This window comes from Vreelandella indica (assembly GCF_037070225.1).
Classification (GTDB): domain Bacteria; phylum Pseudomonadota; class Gammaproteobacteria; order Pseudomonadales; family Halomonadaceae; genus Vreelandella; species Vreelandella arctica.
On sequence record NZ_JBANSO010000023.1, the window covers coordinates 36,391 to 51,760 of the forward strand.

The 15,370-nt window shown below is 55.4% G+C and carries 14 protein-coding genes; 3 read left to right on the forward strand and 11 right to left on the reverse strand.

What is annotated here, in order from left to right; all coding sequences use genetic code 11:
- Positions 1-8: 8 nt before the first annotated feature.
- The 4 genes from pstB to V8L71_RS15455 form a co-directional block, all read right to left on the reverse strand.
- On the reverse strand, positions 9-824 hold the full coding sequence (gene pstB / locus V8L71_RS15440; protein WP_179914927.1) for a phosphate ABC transporter ATP-binding protein PstB: 816 nt from the start codon (positions 822-824) through the stop codon (positions 9-11).
- A complete protein-coding gene (gene pstA / locus V8L71_RS15445; RefSeq protein ID WP_336274684.1) occupies positions 818-2,242 on the reverse strand; it encodes a phosphate ABC transporter permease PstA in 1,425 nt (474 codons plus the stop codon). Before pstA ends, pstB begins: the two co-directional genes overlap by 7 nt.
- A complete protein-coding gene (locus tag V8L71_RS15450; RefSeq protein ID WP_336274685.1) occupies positions 2,239-3,357 on the reverse strand; it encodes an ABC transporter permease subunit in 1,119 nt (372 codons plus the stop codon). Before V8L71_RS15450 ends, pstA begins: the two co-directional genes overlap by 4 nt.
- Before the next feature lie 161 nt (positions 3,358-3,518).
- A complete protein-coding gene (locus V8L71_RS15455) occupies positions 3,519-4,415 on the reverse strand; it encodes a PstS family phosphate ABC transporter substrate-binding protein (RefSeq protein WP_336274686.1) in 897 nt (298 codons plus the stop codon).
- 196 nt (positions 4,416-4,611) lie between these two features.
- Here V8L71_RS15455 and V8L71_RS15460 point away from each other — a divergent pair, with 196 nt between their 5' ends.
- A complete protein-coding gene (locus V8L71_RS15460; protein ID WP_336274687.1) occupies positions 4,612-5,028 on the forward strand; it encodes an acyl-CoA thioesterase in 417 nt (138 codons plus the stop codon).
- A 99-nt stretch (positions 5,029-5,127) separates the two neighbouring features.
- Here the strand turns inward: V8L71_RS15460 and V8L71_RS15465 are convergent, their stop codons facing one another.
- From V8L71_RS15465 to hexR, 4 genes are all read right to left on the reverse strand, one after another.
- Positions 5,128-6,222, reverse strand: coding sequence for a TRAP transporter substrate-binding protein (locus V8L71_RS15465; protein WP_336274688.1), 1,095 nt, complete (start codon positions 6,220-6,222; stop codon positions 5,128-5,130).
- Positions 6,223-6,327: 105 nt separating this feature from the next.
- Positions 6,328-6,807 carry a phosphate-starvation-inducible PsiE family protein gene (locus V8L71_RS15470; protein WP_336274689.1) on the reverse strand — a complete coding sequence of 160 codons (480 nt, stop codon included), beginning with the start codon at positions 6,805-6,807 and terminating at the stop codon, positions 6,328-6,330.
- Positions 6,808-6,884: 77 nt separating this feature from the next.
- Positions 6,885-9,083: a DNA helicase II gene (uvrD, locus tag V8L71_RS15475; protein WP_336274690.1), complete on the reverse strand. Its 2,199-nt coding sequence runs from the start codon at positions 9,081-9,083 to the stop codon at positions 6,885-6,887.
- 77 nt (positions 9,084-9,160) lie between these two features.
- Positions 9,161-10,015 (reverse strand): transcriptional regulator HexR, encoded by an 855-nt coding sequence (hexR, locus tag V8L71_RS15480; RefSeq protein WP_101146915.1) that lies wholly within the window; start codon positions 10,013-10,015, stop codon positions 9,161-9,163.
- 253 nt (positions 10,016-10,268) lie between these two features.
- On the opposite strand from hexR, the gene V8L71_RS15485 reads away from it, so the two are divergent.
- The gene (locus V8L71_RS15485) at positions 10,269-10,484 is read left to right on the forward strand and encodes a PA3496 family putative envelope integrity protein (protein ID WP_008956472.1); all 216 of its coding nucleotides are present in this window, start codon (positions 10,269-10,271) and stop codon (positions 10,482-10,484) included.
- A 33-nt stretch (positions 10,485-10,517) separates the two neighbouring features.
- Here V8L71_RS15485 and V8L71_RS15490 read toward each other — a convergent pair whose 3' ends face one another.
- Positions 10,518-11,861 carry a sodium-dependent transporter gene (locus V8L71_RS15490; RefSeq protein WP_176302984.1) on the reverse strand — a complete coding sequence of 448 codons (1,344 nt, stop codon included), beginning with the start codon at positions 11,859-11,861 and terminating at the stop codon, positions 10,518-10,520.
- Between the two features lie 155 nt (positions 11,862-12,016).
- A complete protein-coding gene (locus V8L71_RS15495; protein WP_176302985.1) occupies positions 12,017-12,871 on the reverse strand; it encodes a DUF72 domain-containing protein in 855 nt (284 codons plus the stop codon).
- Between the two features lie 190 nt (positions 12,872-13,061).
- Between V8L71_RS15495 and hglS the strand changes: the two genes are divergently transcribed.
- Positions 13,062-14,423, forward strand: coding sequence for a 2-oxoadipate dioxygenase/decarboxylase HglS (gene hglS, locus V8L71_RS15500; protein ID WP_176302986.1), 1,362 nt, complete (start codon positions 13,062-13,064; stop codon positions 14,421-14,423).
- On the opposite strand, the gene V8L71_RS15505 is transcribed toward hglS, so the two are convergent.
- Positions 14,420-15,214 (reverse strand): IclR family transcriptional regulator domain-containing protein, encoded by a 795-nt coding sequence (locus tag V8L71_RS15505; RefSeq protein ID WP_176302987.1) that lies wholly within the window; start codon positions 15,212-15,214, stop codon positions 14,420-14,422. The genes hglS and V8L71_RS15505 overlap by 4 nt on opposite strands.
- Positions 15,215-15,370 lie beyond the last annotated feature (156 nt).

Consider the following 15,370-nt stretch of genomic DNA (forward strand, 5'->3'; position numbering starts at 1 on the left):
GCTAAGGCCTAGGTAATGCGGCCGGTGATGTAGTTTTCGGTGTGTTGCAAACGGGGGTTGGTGAAGACCTGATCGGTAGGTCCGTACTCAACCAGCTCACCTTGATGCAAAAAGGCGGTGTAGTCCGATACGCGCGCCGCTTGTTGCATATTGTGGGTGACCAGTACCAGCGTTAGCTCCGACTTTAGATTACGGATCAACTCCTCAATCTTGAGCGTTGAAATCGGGTCTAGCGCTGACGCGGGTTCATCAAGCAGCAGCACATCGGGCTGTACTGCTAAGGTGCGGGCGATGACTAAGCGCTGCTGCTGTCCACCGGAAAGCTGCCAGGCGGAGCGGTGCAGGCGGTCTTTCACTTCATCCCATAGCGCGGCGGAGGTTAATGCCCACTCAATAATATCGTCCCTTTTGCGCTTGGGAAGGCGCTGCTGCAATCGCAGGCCAAAGGCCACGTTTTCATAGATCGACATAGGGAAGGGATTGGGGGTTTGAAACACCATTCCTACTCGCCGCCGCAGCTCGGTCACGTTCGTTTGCGGATCGTGAATATCCTGCCCTTCCAGCGTGATTTTGCCGCTATGGGTCACTGTCTCATTAAGATCGTGCAGCCGATTAATTGCCCGTAACAGCGTCGACTTACCGCATCCCGACGGGCCAATGAAAGCCGTCACACGATGCCGCGGAACACTGAGTGTTAAGTCGCGCAACGCCGCTTTCCCCGCATAGGCGAGGCTTAAGTGATCAATGCTCAGGCAGCTGTGCTCGGACGAAAAGTGCGCCACTGGTACCTGAGCGGTATTGGCTGAATGTAAAGGCGCTAGCATTCGTTTCCCCGTTGACGCCTAAGATAATGACGCAGAAATATGGCAGTTAGATTAAGCACTAGCACAATCAACACTAAAAGTAGCGCCGTGGCGTAAACCAGCGGGATCGCAGCTTGTACATCTTCGCCGTGAAAGGCGGTATCAAATAAATGATAGCCAAGGTGCATAAACTTGCGCTCTAAATGTAGATAAGGAAACTCACCGTCAATCGGCATTTGTGGCGCTAGTTTGGCAACGCCGACGAGCATCAGTGGCGCCACTTCGCCTGCCGCGCGGGCGACCGCTAAAATAACGCCTGTCAGCATGGCCGGTGCCGCCATGGGCAGTACGATGCGGGTAAGCATCTCAAGGCGAGTAGCGCCCAGCGCCACGGCTCCTTCGCGCTGGGCCTCAGGAATACGCGCGAGCCCCTCCTCGGTTGCCACGATCACGACGGGCAGGGTTAGCAGGGCGAGAGTTAACGAGGCCCACAGCAGGCCGCCGGTGCCAAACGTGGGCGAGGGCAGCGTATCGCTGAAAAACCACTCATCCAGCGAGCCGCCAATGCCGTAAACAAACACTCCCAAGCCGAAAACGCCATACACGATGGACGGCACCCCCGCTAGATTGCGCACGCCAATGCGCACCAGGCGCGTCAGCCGCCCCTGGTGAGCAATTTCATTAAGATAAATAGCGGCCAGCACGCCAAATGGCATGACCATGACGGACATTAAAATCACCATTAGCACGGTGCCAAATATCGCCGGCCACACGCCACCGTCGGTATTGGCTGCTCGGGGCCCTTCGCTGAGAAACCGCCATACCTCATCGCCCCAGACATGGGTTTTCTGCCACCAGTTCATCGCATTTGGGGCTTGAGCGCTAATGACACTGGCCAGCGGCTGGCGCAAGGTTTGGCCATCCACGGTAGTGAGCAGTAGCTGGCTCTCTTGGCGTTGGCTGGCGGGGAGCGCCAATAAAGTCGTTAACCGTTGCCAGGCAGCGTCGCCCTCCCAGCGCTGGTCGTCTTGCTCAATGGCCGCCAAGCGGCCAATAAAATCCCCCCAGGGGCTTCGCTCCAGGCGAACCAAGTCATCAGGCTGCGCGCTTTCGGCAATCTCCTCAATCGCCACCCAGCGCCAGCGGGCGCCCTCTATGTCCTGATTGCCGGTAAAGTACAGCCGTTCATCTCCCGCTTGCTGGGGGAGCTCGACCTCGCGCACGGCATGGCCAGCAAAATTGTCACCCGAACGCAGAGTGACCTCTTCAAGCGTCGCGGGCCAGAAGTGTCCAAGCCCACGCACTAACAGTAGCGCCAGTAGAGCACCCAGCATCAGCAAGGAGAGCGCTACGCTGGCCGCACATAGCCAGGGCCATAAATCATTTAACCAGTTAAAACGAGGGCGGCGAGAGGCGGTGTTGACCGTGCCAGCTTTCATGATGGGCCTCCCATCTGCCGATAACGGCGGCGCAGGCGCTGGCGGACAACCTCGGCTAGGGTGTTAACCAGGAACGTGAAGATAAACAGCACCAGCGCGGCAAAAATCAGTAGATGATAGGTCTGGCCGCCGGGTGACGCTTCAGGAAGCTCGATGGCAATAGCCGCGGCCATGGAGCGCATACCCTCGAAAGGGCTGGCGCTAAACAGAGCGGTGTTGCCACTGGCCATCAGTACAATCATGGTTTCGCCCACTGCACGGCCCGCGCCGATCATCACCGCCGAGAAAATACCTGGCCCCGCCGCCGCCAGTGCCACCTTCCACAGCGCCTGCCAACGGCTGGCACCCAGCGCCTGGGCGCCCTCTATCAAGGTCGAAGGCACATCGGCAAGAGCGTCTTCTGCCAATGAGTAGATGCTGGGGATAACGGCAAACCCCATCGCCAGGCCGACAATCAGGGCATTGCGGGTGGCGTAATCCATTCCAAAACGCTGGTCGAGCAACTGACGCAGATCCCCGCCCAGCCACAGCTGCTCCATCCACGGCGCAAGCCATAGCGCTATTGCCACCATCAGAGCGAGCCACGGTATTAGCCACAGGCCAGCCCAGGAGAGCGGTAAACGGCGGCGCAGCCGAGCTTTGACCAGTTGCCAGAGCAAGCCCGCAAGCCCGGCACTGAGAGGCAGCCAGATTATCAGTACCAAAGCGCTGGCTAGGTGACGCTCTACCCATGGCGCCAAAATGAGCCCGGCAATAAAGCCCACCACCACGCCCGGAATGGCCTCCATCATTTCGAGTGCGGGTTTGATGCGCGCCCGCAAGCGCGCTGACATAAACAGCGCAGAGTAGATTGCCGCCCCTAAGGCGACGGGAATCGCAAACAGTAGCGCGGCCAGCGCGGCTTTAAGGGTGCCCCACGCCAGCGGAGAGAGCTTGGCCAGGGCCAAGCTCTCTCCAATCGCCAGTAGTGGCAGCGTTTCCCATATCAGAAAAACGCCGATAGCGAGAATCGCCAGCAGCACCCCGACACCACCAGCGGTGATTAACCCGGTGGCCACACGATCCTGAAGCAAGCGCAATGGCTGCCGAGAAGAGGTTAACCGAGGTGGGGTCATGTCGCTATCATGACAAAACTAGGCATGGCAAAACCGGGGTGATCACAGTACTGACCAGCATGTATTGAAAGAGTGGGTCGTGAAGAGAGCTTATAGTGAAAACGGTGCATAAAATGACTTCCTACTCTAAGACGATTATGTGTCAATTAGATGACAGCGGCTTACCACCTTTGCTGCGCGTCAAGGACGCTTGGGGTTAAGGGGACAAAACCGGATGCGCGTGCAATTTGCTGGCCTTCATCGGACATTATTAACGCCAGTAGAGCCTGCTCGGCGGGCGGTAAGGTTGCCCCGGGCGGCAGGTTCACGTAGAGGTACAGGTAGCGCGACAGAGGATAATCACCGCTCTGTATTGCTACTTCATCGGGTAGTATGGCGATGCCGTCATCGTCATAAAGGCTTACTGCGCGCACGGCCGGCGTCAGGTGGTTAAACCCGGCATACCCCATTGCATTGGCAGACTCGCCCACCGCAGCGACAACGGCCGATGAGCCTGGGTGTTCGCTAATATCGGTGCGAAAGAGGCCGCCGCACAGCGCCCGTTGTTGAAATAGCCCATGAGTGCCGGAGGCAAGGTTACGCCCATGTAGCGCAATACTGCCAAATGACCAGCCACGCGTTGCCGAGAGCTGATCCCAGCGCCGTATCGGCGCCTCGGCTCCACAGGCACGCGAAGTCGAGAAGATCGCATCGACCTGCTGGCGGGTGAGCGCGCGTAGCGGGTTATGGCGGTGGACGACCACAATCAGCGCATCACGGGCGACCTTTAACTCCAGCGGCGGGTAGCCGTAGCGCTCAATGAAGTTATCACGCTCTTCGGTGCTCATCGGGCGGGACATCGGCCCCAGCCGGGTGGTACCCGCCATTAGGGCGGTTGGCGCGCTGGCAGAGCCGCTGGCTTGGAATTGCAGCTTTACCTCCGGATGGCGAGTAGTCAGCGTTTCGCCCCAGCGCAGCATTAGCCCAGCCATGGTGTCAGAACCGACCGCACCTAATGTGCCGGTTATCGGCTGTGATTGCCCCCAAGTAGGCGGCGTTACCAGCAGCAGGGCCATCATCACCCAGCAACCCAAGTTGTGCCGTAGCGATAAAAGGTAGCTTCTATGAGATGAAAGAGTATGCACCGGAGTATTCAAACAAGCGTCCTCTTATGGTTAACTGAATCCATTCACTTGTGTTGCGACGCAGCAACGCCTCATGGCAATGTGCCTCACTGCAACGTTTACAACAATAAACTGACTAAGCGACTAACTCATGACTCTTCTGGAAACCGATTTGGATGTCGTACCGGCCCCGCAAGGGCAGCTTACTTTAAAATTACTGGCTTCCCGCCGAGATACCAATCTTTATGGTGATATACCCGGTGGTTGGCTAGTCAATCAAATGGACCAGGCAGCTGAGCTTGCAGCCTGCCGCGAAGCGGGTGGGCGAACGGCCACCGTGGCGATTGAAGCCATGGACTTTTTAAGCCCTGTGCGCGTCGGCTCAACGGTCAGTGTCTACACCCAGATACAAGAGATCGGTCATAGCTCAATCAAAATTGATGTAGAAGTATGGGTACGCCCGCCCCATGGGCAGCGGATTGAAGAGCGCCAAAAGGTGACAGAGGCGCGTTTTGTAATGGTCGCATTAGACGATAACGGGCGGATCCGAGCGGTACACAGCGAGTAGCCCCTTTTCTTATTCAACCCCTTCAAAGTTCTCGCCTAAAATAGCAAAAGGGCGCTCAGTGCGCCCTTTGCCGTGCTTGCTGCTTACCTGCCTGGATAATCAGGCACCTACGTTGTCGCGGTTCTTGAGATAGGCGTATTCGCCGACATCACTAAACGGACGTACGAGTTTCTGAAACGCTGAGTAGGACTCATACACACGACGAGAGTCCTCATCGCTATCGACCTGGCGCTGGATGGCATCCTGGGAGGAGGTGTAAAGCGCTGCCATCACGTCTTCAGGGAAGGTACGCAGCTGAACACCATGCTCATCGACCAATGCTTCCAGTGCCTGGGCGTTGCGGAAGGCGAATTCGCTGATCATCGCCAGGTTAGAGGCACGTGCGGCTTCGCGAATGACGTCCTGCAGGTCTTCCGGCAGCGCGTTCCAGGCATCCAGGTTGATCGTACCTTCCAGTACCGCTGAGGGCTCGTTCCAAGCCGACGTGTAGTAGTAATCAGCGACCTGGTGAAGACCGAATGCCAAATCGTTATACGGGCCGACCCAGTCTGCGGCATCCAAAGCGCCGGTTTGCAGTGAGGTGAAAATCTCGGAACCCGGCATGTTGACGGTGCTGACACCGATGCCGTTCATCGCTTCACCCGCGAGGCCAGGCAGGCGTAATTTCAGCCCCTGCATATCGTCTAGCGAGTTGATCTCTTTCTTGAACCAGCCCGCCATTTGCGTGCCGGTGTTACCGACAGCAAAGGGTTTCAGGTTGTGATTGGCGTAGATTTCGTCCCACAGCTCTTGGCCGTCACCATGGTACAACCAGGCATTCATTTCGGTGGTGGTCATGCCGAACGGTACAGCAGTGAAAAATTGTGAAGCAGCCACTTTGCCGCGCCAGTAGTAGGACGCAGAGTGACCCATCTCAGCGGTTCCCGCCGCCACGGCGTCGAATACTTCAAGCGCAGGTACCAGCTCACCCGCGCCATGGACGCGAATCTGCATACGGCCGTTTGAAAGCTGCTCGACCCGGCGGGCGAAGTCATTCGCGCCGGTGCCCAGGGCGGGAAAGTTTTTTGGCCACGAGGTGACCATATCCCAGGTATAGGTCTCTTGAGCGCGTGCGCTAGAGGTGGTTACAAAGGGGGCAGCAGCGACACCGGCGGCACCTAGGCCAACGGTTTTAAGAAAGTTACGGCGTTGCATGTGAGCAAAACTCCAAAAGTCATTATCTGTTTTTATAGGGCGCTAAGTGCGCCGTGTCTGCTGGTTAGTATGCTTTATAGCGAATTTAGCTCGCAAGCCTTCTGACTAATCATCCGCTGCGTCTTTCATACTGTTGCCGTGGCGCACCAGCCAATAGCAGCCGCCTAACGCCAAGACCGCGACCGATAGCGCACCAATTTGCCAAGGGTCGATAACTTCCATATCCAGCACCATAAACTTGCGTACCAACGCCATAATGGCAATTAACACCACTATTTCGACGTGGATAAAGCCCTTGCCACTGGTCATCGTGCGAATGATGGAGTTATTGAATTCCATGGCAATCAGGACGGTAAGAATCATATCGAATAGCGCTTGAAATACGCGGTAGTCGAAGGGGTCACGACTTTGAATGAACAGTAGCTGGATCACGTGAATGACCAAATAATACATGGCCACTAGCACGGCTCCGCCGATGGCGAGGGTGAGCACCAGTGACACCAAGCGCTCAAAACGCTGGTACCCGCTTAGGGCCTGCCAACCGTGACATACTTCTGGAAATAGGCGTTTTAAGCGCTGTTTCATGATGCCCTCCGCAGGAGGCTGACGCATAAGTGAATGTGGCGTAAACGAATGGTGATACAAACAAACAGCTTGAGAGTTTACAGCGGCGTTAGTTTGGCAAAGCCAAGTACCAGCCATTTGACCCCTTCGCCTGCAAAACTAACCTGCACACGGGCGCGGGCACCTTCGCCTTCCGCGTTAAGGATAACCCCTTCACCGAACACCGGATGCTCAACGCCTTGCCCAACATGTAAAGCGGGTAAATCACCACTGCTCTCAACGCTTTGCTGGGCAAAGGAGGTGCGCGATGCGGTCACCGGGCGCGAGATATGCCCGCGCAGGCGAACTTCTTCCAGCAGGTGCGGCGGTAGCTCGCGAAGAAAGCGCGAAGGGCGTGGAAACACCTCTTTACCGTGCAGGCGGCGGGTTTCCGCGTGGGTTAGATAGAGCTTCTGCATGGCGCGGGTGACGCCGACGTAACAGAGCCGTCTTTCTTCTTCGAGCCTGCCTGGCTCTTCGAGCGACATTTTATGTGGAAACAGCCCTTCTTCTACGCCAGCAATAAACACCACCGGGAACTCCAGCCCTTTAGCAGAGTGCAGCGTCATTAACTGTACGCTGTCTTCAAACTCTTCAGCTTCATGGTCGCCAGCGTTAAGAGCCGCTTCTGAAAGAAACGCTTCCAGCGCCGCCATGCCTTCGCCCGCTTCGGGCGCTTCAAAAACGTCGCCCTGGGTAAAGGCGCGGGCAGCAGTGACCAGCTCTTCCAAGTTTTCGACGCGGGCTTGGCCTTTCTCGCCACGTTCACTTTTGTGATGCTCAATCAAGCCCGTATGTACTGTCACGTGATCAATAATTTCATGCAGTGCCATACCAGCAGCATCGTTATCGAGCTGCTCAATCAGGTTGGCAAAGGTTTGCACGGCATTGGCGGCGCGGCCTTTTAAAGTGCCGTCGTTAATCGCATCGTGGAGCGCCTGCCACAGCGGAATGCTCTGCTCACGTGCACGCAGGCGAACAATTTCCACCGTACGCGTGCCAATACCGCGGGTGGGCACATTAATCACCCGTTCCAGTGAGGCGTCGTCATCGCGGTTGAGCAGCAGGCGAAGATAGGCCAGGGCATTCTTGATTTCCAGGCGCTCATAAAAGCGGTGCCCGCCGTAAATACGGTAGGGCATGCCTTGGCGAATCAGCGTTTCTTCAAGTAGCCGCGACTGGGCATTGGATCGGTAGAGAATCGCGATATCCCGGCGGTTGAAGCCTTCATCGACCTTTTCTTTGATGGTGTCAACGATATAGCGGGCTTCTTCCAGGTCGTTAAACCCGGCGTAAATCGAGATCGGCTCGCCTTCGATGCCATCAGTCCACAGGTTTTTGCCCATCCGCTCGCTGTTGTGGCTGATCAGTGTATTGGCGGCTTCAAGAATCGCGCTGGTGGAACGATAGTTCTGCTCTAGACGCACGGTATGGGTTTGCGGGAATTCCTGCTCAAAGCGGCTGATATTCTCCACCTTGGCACCGCGCCAGCCGTAGATCGACTGGTCGTCATCGCCCACCGCGGTCATCGGCGTTTTCATGCCAGTGAGCAGTTTTAGCCAGGCGTATTGCAGCGTATTGGTATCCTGAAACTCATCCACCAGTACGTGACCAAAGCGCTCCTGATAGTGTTTTAACAGTGCTGGGTTATCGCGCAGTAACTCCAGGCTTCGCAGCAGCAGCTCACCGAAATCGACCAGACCGCCGCGCTCGCAGGTCAGTTGGTAGCGCTCATAGAGTTCGACCATCTGACCCATGTAGGCATCGCCATCGACATTTACCTGGTGCGGGCGCAGCCCTTCTTCTTTGCAGCCGGAGATAAACCCCTGCACCTGACGCGGCGGATAACGTTCGTCATCGATCGAGTAATCTTTCAGCAGCCGTTTAACCAGGCGCAGCTGATCGTCGGAATCGATAATCTGGAAGTGTTGCGGCAGCCGAGCATCCTGCCAGTGGGTGCGCAGCAGGCGGTGGGCAATGGAGTGAAAGGTGCCGACCCAGACATGTCGCAGCGAGAGGCTCAGCAGCGTCTCAAGGCGGGTACGCATTTCTTTAGCGGCTTTATTGGTAAAGGTAACCGCCAGCAGCGCGTAGGGAGACAACCCTTCGGCCTGCATCAGCCAGGCGATACGGTGAACCAACACGCGGGTTTTGCCGGAGCCTGCCCCTGCGAGCACCAACAGGTTACCTTGGGGGGCGCTCACTGCTTCGCGCTGTGCGGAGTTGAGCTGATCGAGAATCGCCGTGACGTCGTCCATAGTAGCCGCTGCCGGATCAAAAAATAGGCGGCTAGTCTAGCACAGCCAGCAAACTGGCTGTGTATACAGGTTAACGATTACGACTCTTCAGGAAAGCGCAGCGTATTGAGGCTCTTTTTAACCGCTTTAAGCTGTTCGGCGAGTTTTGGGCCGCGGGTTTTAGCGACCCCGACGGCGAGCACATCAATCAGCACCAGATGGGCAATGCGCGAACTAAGCGGCGTGTAGATTTCGGTGTCCTCGTGAACATCGATATACAGTGGAAGGCTGACCTCTTCAGCGAGCGGTGAGCCGCTGGGGCATAGCCCAATCACGGTGGCACCAGCTTCACGGGCGAGCCGTACGCTGGCGACCAGCGCCTTGGTGCGCCCCGTTTGAGAAATCGCCACCACTACATCGCCCTCTTTTAAGGTCACCGCCGACATATTCTGCATATGAGGGTCGGCGTAGGCAGAGGTGGAAATTTGCAGCCGGAAAAACTTGTGCTGGGCGTCAAAGGCGACTGCGCCTGAGGCGCCAAAGCCGTAGAACTCCACGCGATTAGCCATTGCTAGCGCATTAACCGCTCGGCCCAGGGCGTCGTTATCCAGCCGGTCACGCACAGAGAGCAGCGTGCCCACGGTCGAGTCAAAGATGCTGTGGGAAAACTCAGCGACCGAGTCACTATCGTTCATGGAAAACTGTGCAAACTGGCTGCCGCTGGCCAGCATTTGCGCTAGCTGTAGCTTGAAATCCTGAAAGCCATTGCACCCCAGCGCACGGCAAAAACGCACTACCGTGGGTTCGCTCACGGTGGCTTCGGTGGCCAAATCCACAATACGCATGTGGATGACCTCTTCGGGGTTGCGCAGTACAAACCGCGCCACTTTTTGCTCGGAGCGTCGGAAGTGCTCCATGCGGCGTCTCATCTCATCGAACAGGGCGCGACTCACGTTCAGCTCCTTGGCTCTTTAGCACACACTTGGCTTACTGCTAGCATTTGCCACAGTATGCCTGACTGATGGCGCAAATGGGCATGAAAAGCGTTGTTTAAGGTTAGCGTTAAAATGCCGTTAGACACTTTTTTTAAGAATGTTCATCATTTTGTCAAGTAGGTTATAGTAAGAAGTGAAGTGCCGCACTGCATCAAACAGTCGTCACGGATGCAGGTGGACGAAGGCATATTCACCTGGAGGAACGTCGATTATGAGAAACGTCGAACGCATCACCTCGGTTAAAAGCGAACTGCTCGATATCTTTATGAGTATGCAAGTAGATGAACATGCCCAGCGTCAGCGCAGCGCTGCCCAGCGTAGCCTAAGAGCGCGTCGTGGGATTGAATTGCATCGAGAATTTCAGAAGCTATCGCGGGACATCGCCCCCTTGCCTGATGAAGATCGGCAAGAGAGCGAATTGCACTGAGGTTAGCAAACAGCAGGGAAGTGACGGCTTACCTTAAATAAGACCTGTCACGAACACCGCAATAACGCCAGCGGGCGCTACATAGCGTGCGATGATGTTCCATACGCTTTTACCGGTCGCTGAAAGTTCAAGCTCGGCTTCGACACTTTTACGATCTAGGCACCAAGCGGCGAAGAGAATCGCGCCTAGCCCGGTTAGCGGCAGCATTATTTTGCTGGTCAGCGTATCCAGCAGGTCGAATACGCCCAGCCCAAACATGAGCGGCTCGCTCCAAACGTTGAACGATAGCAGTGCCGCAATGCCGAGCAACCAAGCCCCCACGCCGGCCACAACCGTTGCCATGACACGTCTGAGCGGCGTGCGCTCTTCAACGAACTCAACCACCGGCTCAAGCAGTGAAATCGCTGAGGTCAGCGCGGCAAACGTGAGCAACAAGAAGAACATCAAGCCTAGGATCAAGCCACCATCCATATTGCCAAACGCCAACGGCAGCGTGACGAAAATCAGCCCAGGGCCTGAGGCAAGATCCAGGTTGTTGGCAAACACAATCGGGAAAATGGCTAGCCCAGCGCCTAGGGCAATGACGGTGTCCATGATGATGACCGTGCGGGCGGTTTGCAGCAGGTTGATCTCTTTGCCTAAGTAAGAGCCGTAAGCCATCATGATGCCCATACCCAGTGAGAGGGTGAAGAAGGCGTGACCTAAGGCGGCCAGCACGGTTTCTGCGCTGAGCTTGCTCCAGTCCGGGTTGAACATGTACGTCAACGCTTCACCAAAGTGGCCGGTCGACATGCCGTAACCGATCAGCACAACTAGCAGCAGCGCGAGTACTGGCATTAGAATGCGTACAGCGCCTTCAAGCCCTTTGGTAACACCGCGGGCGACAATGCCAATCACCAGTAGCATAAAGATCGAATGGCCCAACAGCAGTAAGCTTGGGTTACTCAGCATGCCATTAAACAGGGCGCCAATTCCGTCGGCGTCTTGACCGCTAAAGGCACCGCTCACTGAGTTAACGGTGTAGTAGAGCGACCAGCCACCAATCACGCTGTAAAACGACAAAATCAAAAAGGCCCCAACAATGCCGCTAATGCCGACAATGGCCCATGCTTTTGGCTTGTTTGCGGTGCGGGCCAGTTCTGACATCGTGCTGGCAGGGTTCTTCTGGCCACGCCGCCCCAGTAGCCACTCGGAGACGAGAATAGGCAAGCCAATCAGCGCGATACAAAGTAAATACACAAATACGAAAGCAGCGCCGCCGCTTTCACCCACCATATACGGAAATTTCCAGATATTCCCTAGACCCACCGCTGAACCAGCGGCGGCCAGCACAAAGGTCATTCGCGATGACCACTGCGCATGCGCAAGCTTCGCCATACATCACCCATTAAGTCGATTGTTGTGTAAGTCACTACGTGTTGAGCACGCTAGTTTTCGGAAAATGGAGTCATTGCTGACGTCCTTTTCCAAAAGTAAGCGCAATTTATCTGATCAACCGCAAGCATGCCAGTTAGCTCACCTAAAAAGGTGGTCTAAAAGAGTTGGCTTTGCTTTTCACCGGCAAAGGGCTCAAGCGGGGGTAAGGGCGTCTCTTCTCCGAGTGCGTTATAAAGTAGCCGAGCCATGTGAGGAGACTCACGGTTATCTGCAGTATGCACAAATAAGAAAGGGGTTTTCCCCTGATTTATCCACAGCTTTAGACGAGCCTTCCAAGCGGTGAAGTAGTCACTGTTTATGGTTTTGTCAATATGGCCAATAAAGCGAATCACCGGATAATTTGCCGTGGAAAGCACGTGTAGTGGGAGTTTCGGCTTTTCTTGCTGAGCATGAGCCAGGCCGATATGGTCATTTGCTGGGGTTGAGAAGAGCGGACGGACGTCGAGCATCACGCGGTTGGCCGAATAAGTTATCAACAGGCGGTTAAGGGCGATTTCAGCGGCTCCCTTGTGGAAAAAGTCAGGGTGGCGTACTTCTACCGCGCAAGGCAAATGAGCAGGCCAATCGGCGAGCAACGCTTCCAGCTGAGGGAGTTCTTGAGAGCCAAAATCGCGCGGTAGTTGAACCATGGTGGGCCCAAGGCGATCGTGCAGCGGTTCAAGGGCGGCTAAAAATGCCCATGCGTCTTCTAAATGGGTAAGCCGTTGATCGTGAGTGACGCTTGCCGGTAATTTAAAACAAAAACGAAAGTGGGGTGGCGCCTGGCGTGCCCAAGCGGCGACTGTTTCCGGTTTTGGAATACCGCTATAAAACGTAGTGTTACCTTCAACGCTCGAAAACACCGCGGCATAATCGCTTAATAGCTCGGTTTTGGCATGGCGCGGATAAAGACTGCCGAGCCAGTCTTGATTGGCCCACATGGGCAAACCTAAATAAAGCGGAAGCGTCATTGATGGCGTGCCTAGGTTCATAAGTTCAAGCACTAATGTAACAGTTTAAAATACCTACTCGTTAAGGTGAGGGGGGCTTTTAGGTGTAGCAAGGTGCGGAAAAAGTGAAATTGTTAAGGCGCCGATAGCGCTACTATGTAGGTATAGCCTTTTATGGGCAGGTATAGCCGTTTATAAATAGGACAATTCCATGAGTTCAGCGTACGTTAGCAGTGATGAAATCCGCGACCAATTTTCCAGCGCGATGTCAGCGATGTATCAGCAGGAAGTGCCGCAATACGGCACCTTGTTGTCGCTGGTCGAGGCTGTTAATCGAGAGGTGCTAGCTGCTAATCCTGAGCTTAACGGTGCGCTGCAGGAGAGCGACGAGCTGGCCCGCATCAATGTGGAACGCCACGGCGCGATTCGCGTGGGCAGCGCTGACGAGCTTGCCATGCTACGGCGAATGTTCGCGGTAATGGGAATGGAGCCGGTTGGCTATTACGACCTGGCGGCGGCGGGCGTGCCGGTGCACTCCACGGCATTTCGTCCGGTCGCCGATCGTGCGCTCAAGCGTAATCCCTTTCGTGTCTTTACCTCTCTACTGCGCCTTGAGCTGATCGAAAAGGCCGAACTCCGCGAACAGGCAAGCGCCATTTTAAGCTCACGGGATATTTTTACTGCTAATGTGAAAACGCTCATTGAACGCTTTGAGCAGCAGGGTGGGCTTAGCGCCGCCGATGCCGAGCAGTTCGTTCAGGAAGCGCTGGAAACGTTCCGCTGGCATGACAACGCTACGGTTGATTTGGCGACTTATGACCGTTTGCATAATGAGCATCGCTTGATCGCCGACGTGGTCTGCTTCCGCGGCCCACACATTAATCACCTAACGCCGAGAACGTTAGATATTGATGAAGTACAACGGCGTATGCCAAGCGTGGGTATTGACCCCAAAGCAACCATTGAAGGCCCACCCCGTCGCGACTGCCCGATACTCTTGCGCCAGACCAGTTTCAAAGCGTTAGAGGAGACCATCGCTTTTGCGGATGCCGCCGAGGGCAAGCACACTGCTCGTTTTGGCGAGATCGAGCAGCGCGGTATTGCGCTAACTAAAAAAGGGCGCGAGCTTTATGATCGACTGCTGGCAACGGCGCGAGAAAGTGCGCCCAAGGGGGCGGATAATGACGCTCACCAAGCCCATTTAGCGGAAGTCTTTACCGCGTTTCCCGATGATTACGCCACGTTGCGTCGGGAAGCGTTAGCATTCTTCCATTACCACGCGGTGAAGGGCGTGCCGGTGCAGGGGCCGGTTTCGATAGAGCAGGTGGATAGCCTGATTCAGCAGGGCGCCCTGTCAGTCACACCGATGATTTATGAAGATTTCTTACCGGTGAGTGCGGCTGGCATTTTTCAGTCCAATCTGGGCGAAAGCAGCCACGATAACTACGGCAGTAGCGCCAGCCAACAGCAATTCGAGCAGGCTTTAGGGGCTACCGTCATTGATGAGATTGAGCTATACACGCAGCGCCAACAAGCATCGCTTGAACAGGCGCTGGTGCAATTGGCGAATTAGCAGCTGATAGTGGTGCGAATAAGGCGCGCTTTGGACTGGAGCAGGGGCAGGTATTCTTTGAGCAGTGTGTCTAGGTCGATACGTGCTGCGTTGGTACTAATATTGATAGCGCCCAGTAGTTTGCCGTTTGCATCAAAGGCTGGCACTGCCAACGAGCGCAAGCCGGAGTCGAGCTCCTGGTCGGCAACGGCGTAGCCTTGCTGGCGCGCTCTATCGATACACTTTTTAAGCTCACCTTTTGTTGTGAAGGTTTTATCGGTATAGCGCTGCAACGTCAGCCGCTCTAGGTAAGCGTCCAATTCGACTTCTGGTAATTGGGCGAGCAGAACGCGTCCCATGGAGGTATAGGCGGCCGGTAGACGAGTGCCAATCGACAAGGTGATCGCCATTAAACGATGACGCGCCGCTGAGCGCGCGACATAAATGACGTCATCGCCATCAAGCACACCCAGGGAAGAAGACTCTCCGCATTCGTTGGTGATCTCTTCCAGGTACTGTTGAATGGCGCTGCGGTAATTATTGGCGGACAAAAACGAGTATCCCAATTGCAGCACGCGTGGCGCTAACTCAAAGTAGCGCTGCTGTTTGCGGACATAACCGAGCGCGTGCAGCGTCAGCAAAAAACGTCGTGCTTTCGCTCGGTTCATACTAGTACGCGCGGCTACTTCGCTAAGCGTCATACGAGGATGGTTCTCGTCAAATGCTAAAATAACCTCCAGGCCGCTCGCCAGCGCAGTCACGAAGTCGCGGTCATCGGGGGTTAACATTTCATCTTGGAGTTGTTCTTCCATCAGTGTCCACTCATAGAGGTATGCAACATTATAAAAGGCCAATATAGCATATTTGTTCGAATGGCGAACAAATATGCGCTTCCATGGCCTAAATAATACAGGTCAAGCGGCTAATAAAGCGGTATGATTAATATATTTACTTATTGGCATGTCGGA

Coding starts and splice junctions, on each gene's coding strand:
- V8L71_RS15450 (WP_336274685.1), bottom strand. CDS start 3,357: ATGACCCCACCTCGGTTAACCTCTTCTCGGCAGCCATTGCGCTTGCTT.
- V8L71_RS15495 (WP_176302985.1), bottom strand. CDS start 12,871: ATGACGCTTCCGCTTTATTTAGGTTTGCCCATGTGGGCCAATCAAGAC.
- V8L71_RS15485 (WP_008956472.1), top strand. CDS start 10,269: ATGAGAAACGTCGAACGCATCACCTCGGTTAAAAGCGAACTGCTCGAT.
- V8L71_RS15490 (WP_176302984.1), bottom strand. CDS start 11,861: ATGGCGAAGCTTGCGCATGCGCAGTGGTCATCGCGAATGACCTTTGTG.
- V8L71_RS15455 (WP_336274686.1), bottom strand. CDS start 4,415: ATGATGGCCCTGCTGCTGGTAACGCCGCCTACTTGGGGGCAATCACAG.
- uvrD (WP_336274690.1), bottom strand. CDS start 9,083: ATGGACGACGTCACGGCGATTCTCGATCAGCTCAACTCCGCACAGCGC.
- pstA (WP_336274684.1), bottom strand. CDS start 2,242: ATGAAAGCTGGCACGGTCAACACCGCCTCTCGCCGCCCTCGTTTTAAC.
- hglS (WP_176302986.1), top strand. CDS start 13,062: ATGAGTTCAGCGTACGTTAGCAGTGATGAAATCCGCGACCAATTTTCC.
- V8L71_RS15505 (WP_176302987.1), bottom strand. CDS start 15,214: ATGGAAGAACAACTCCAAGATGAAATGTTAACCCCCGATGACCGCGAC.
- V8L71_RS15460 (WP_336274687.1), top strand. CDS start 4,612: ATGACTCTTCTGGAAACCGATTTGGATGTCGTACCGGCCCCGCAAGGG.
- pstB (WP_179914927.1), bottom strand. CDS start 824: ATGCTAGCGCCTTTACATTCAGCCAATACCGCTCAGGTACCAGTGGCG.
- V8L71_RS15465 (WP_336274688.1), bottom strand. CDS start 6,222: ATGCAACGCCGTAACTTTCTTAAAACCGTTGGCCTAGGTGCCGCCGGT.
- V8L71_RS15470 (WP_336274689.1), bottom strand. CDS start 6,807: ATGAAACAGCGCTTAAAACGCCTATTTCCAGAAGTATGTCACGGTTGG.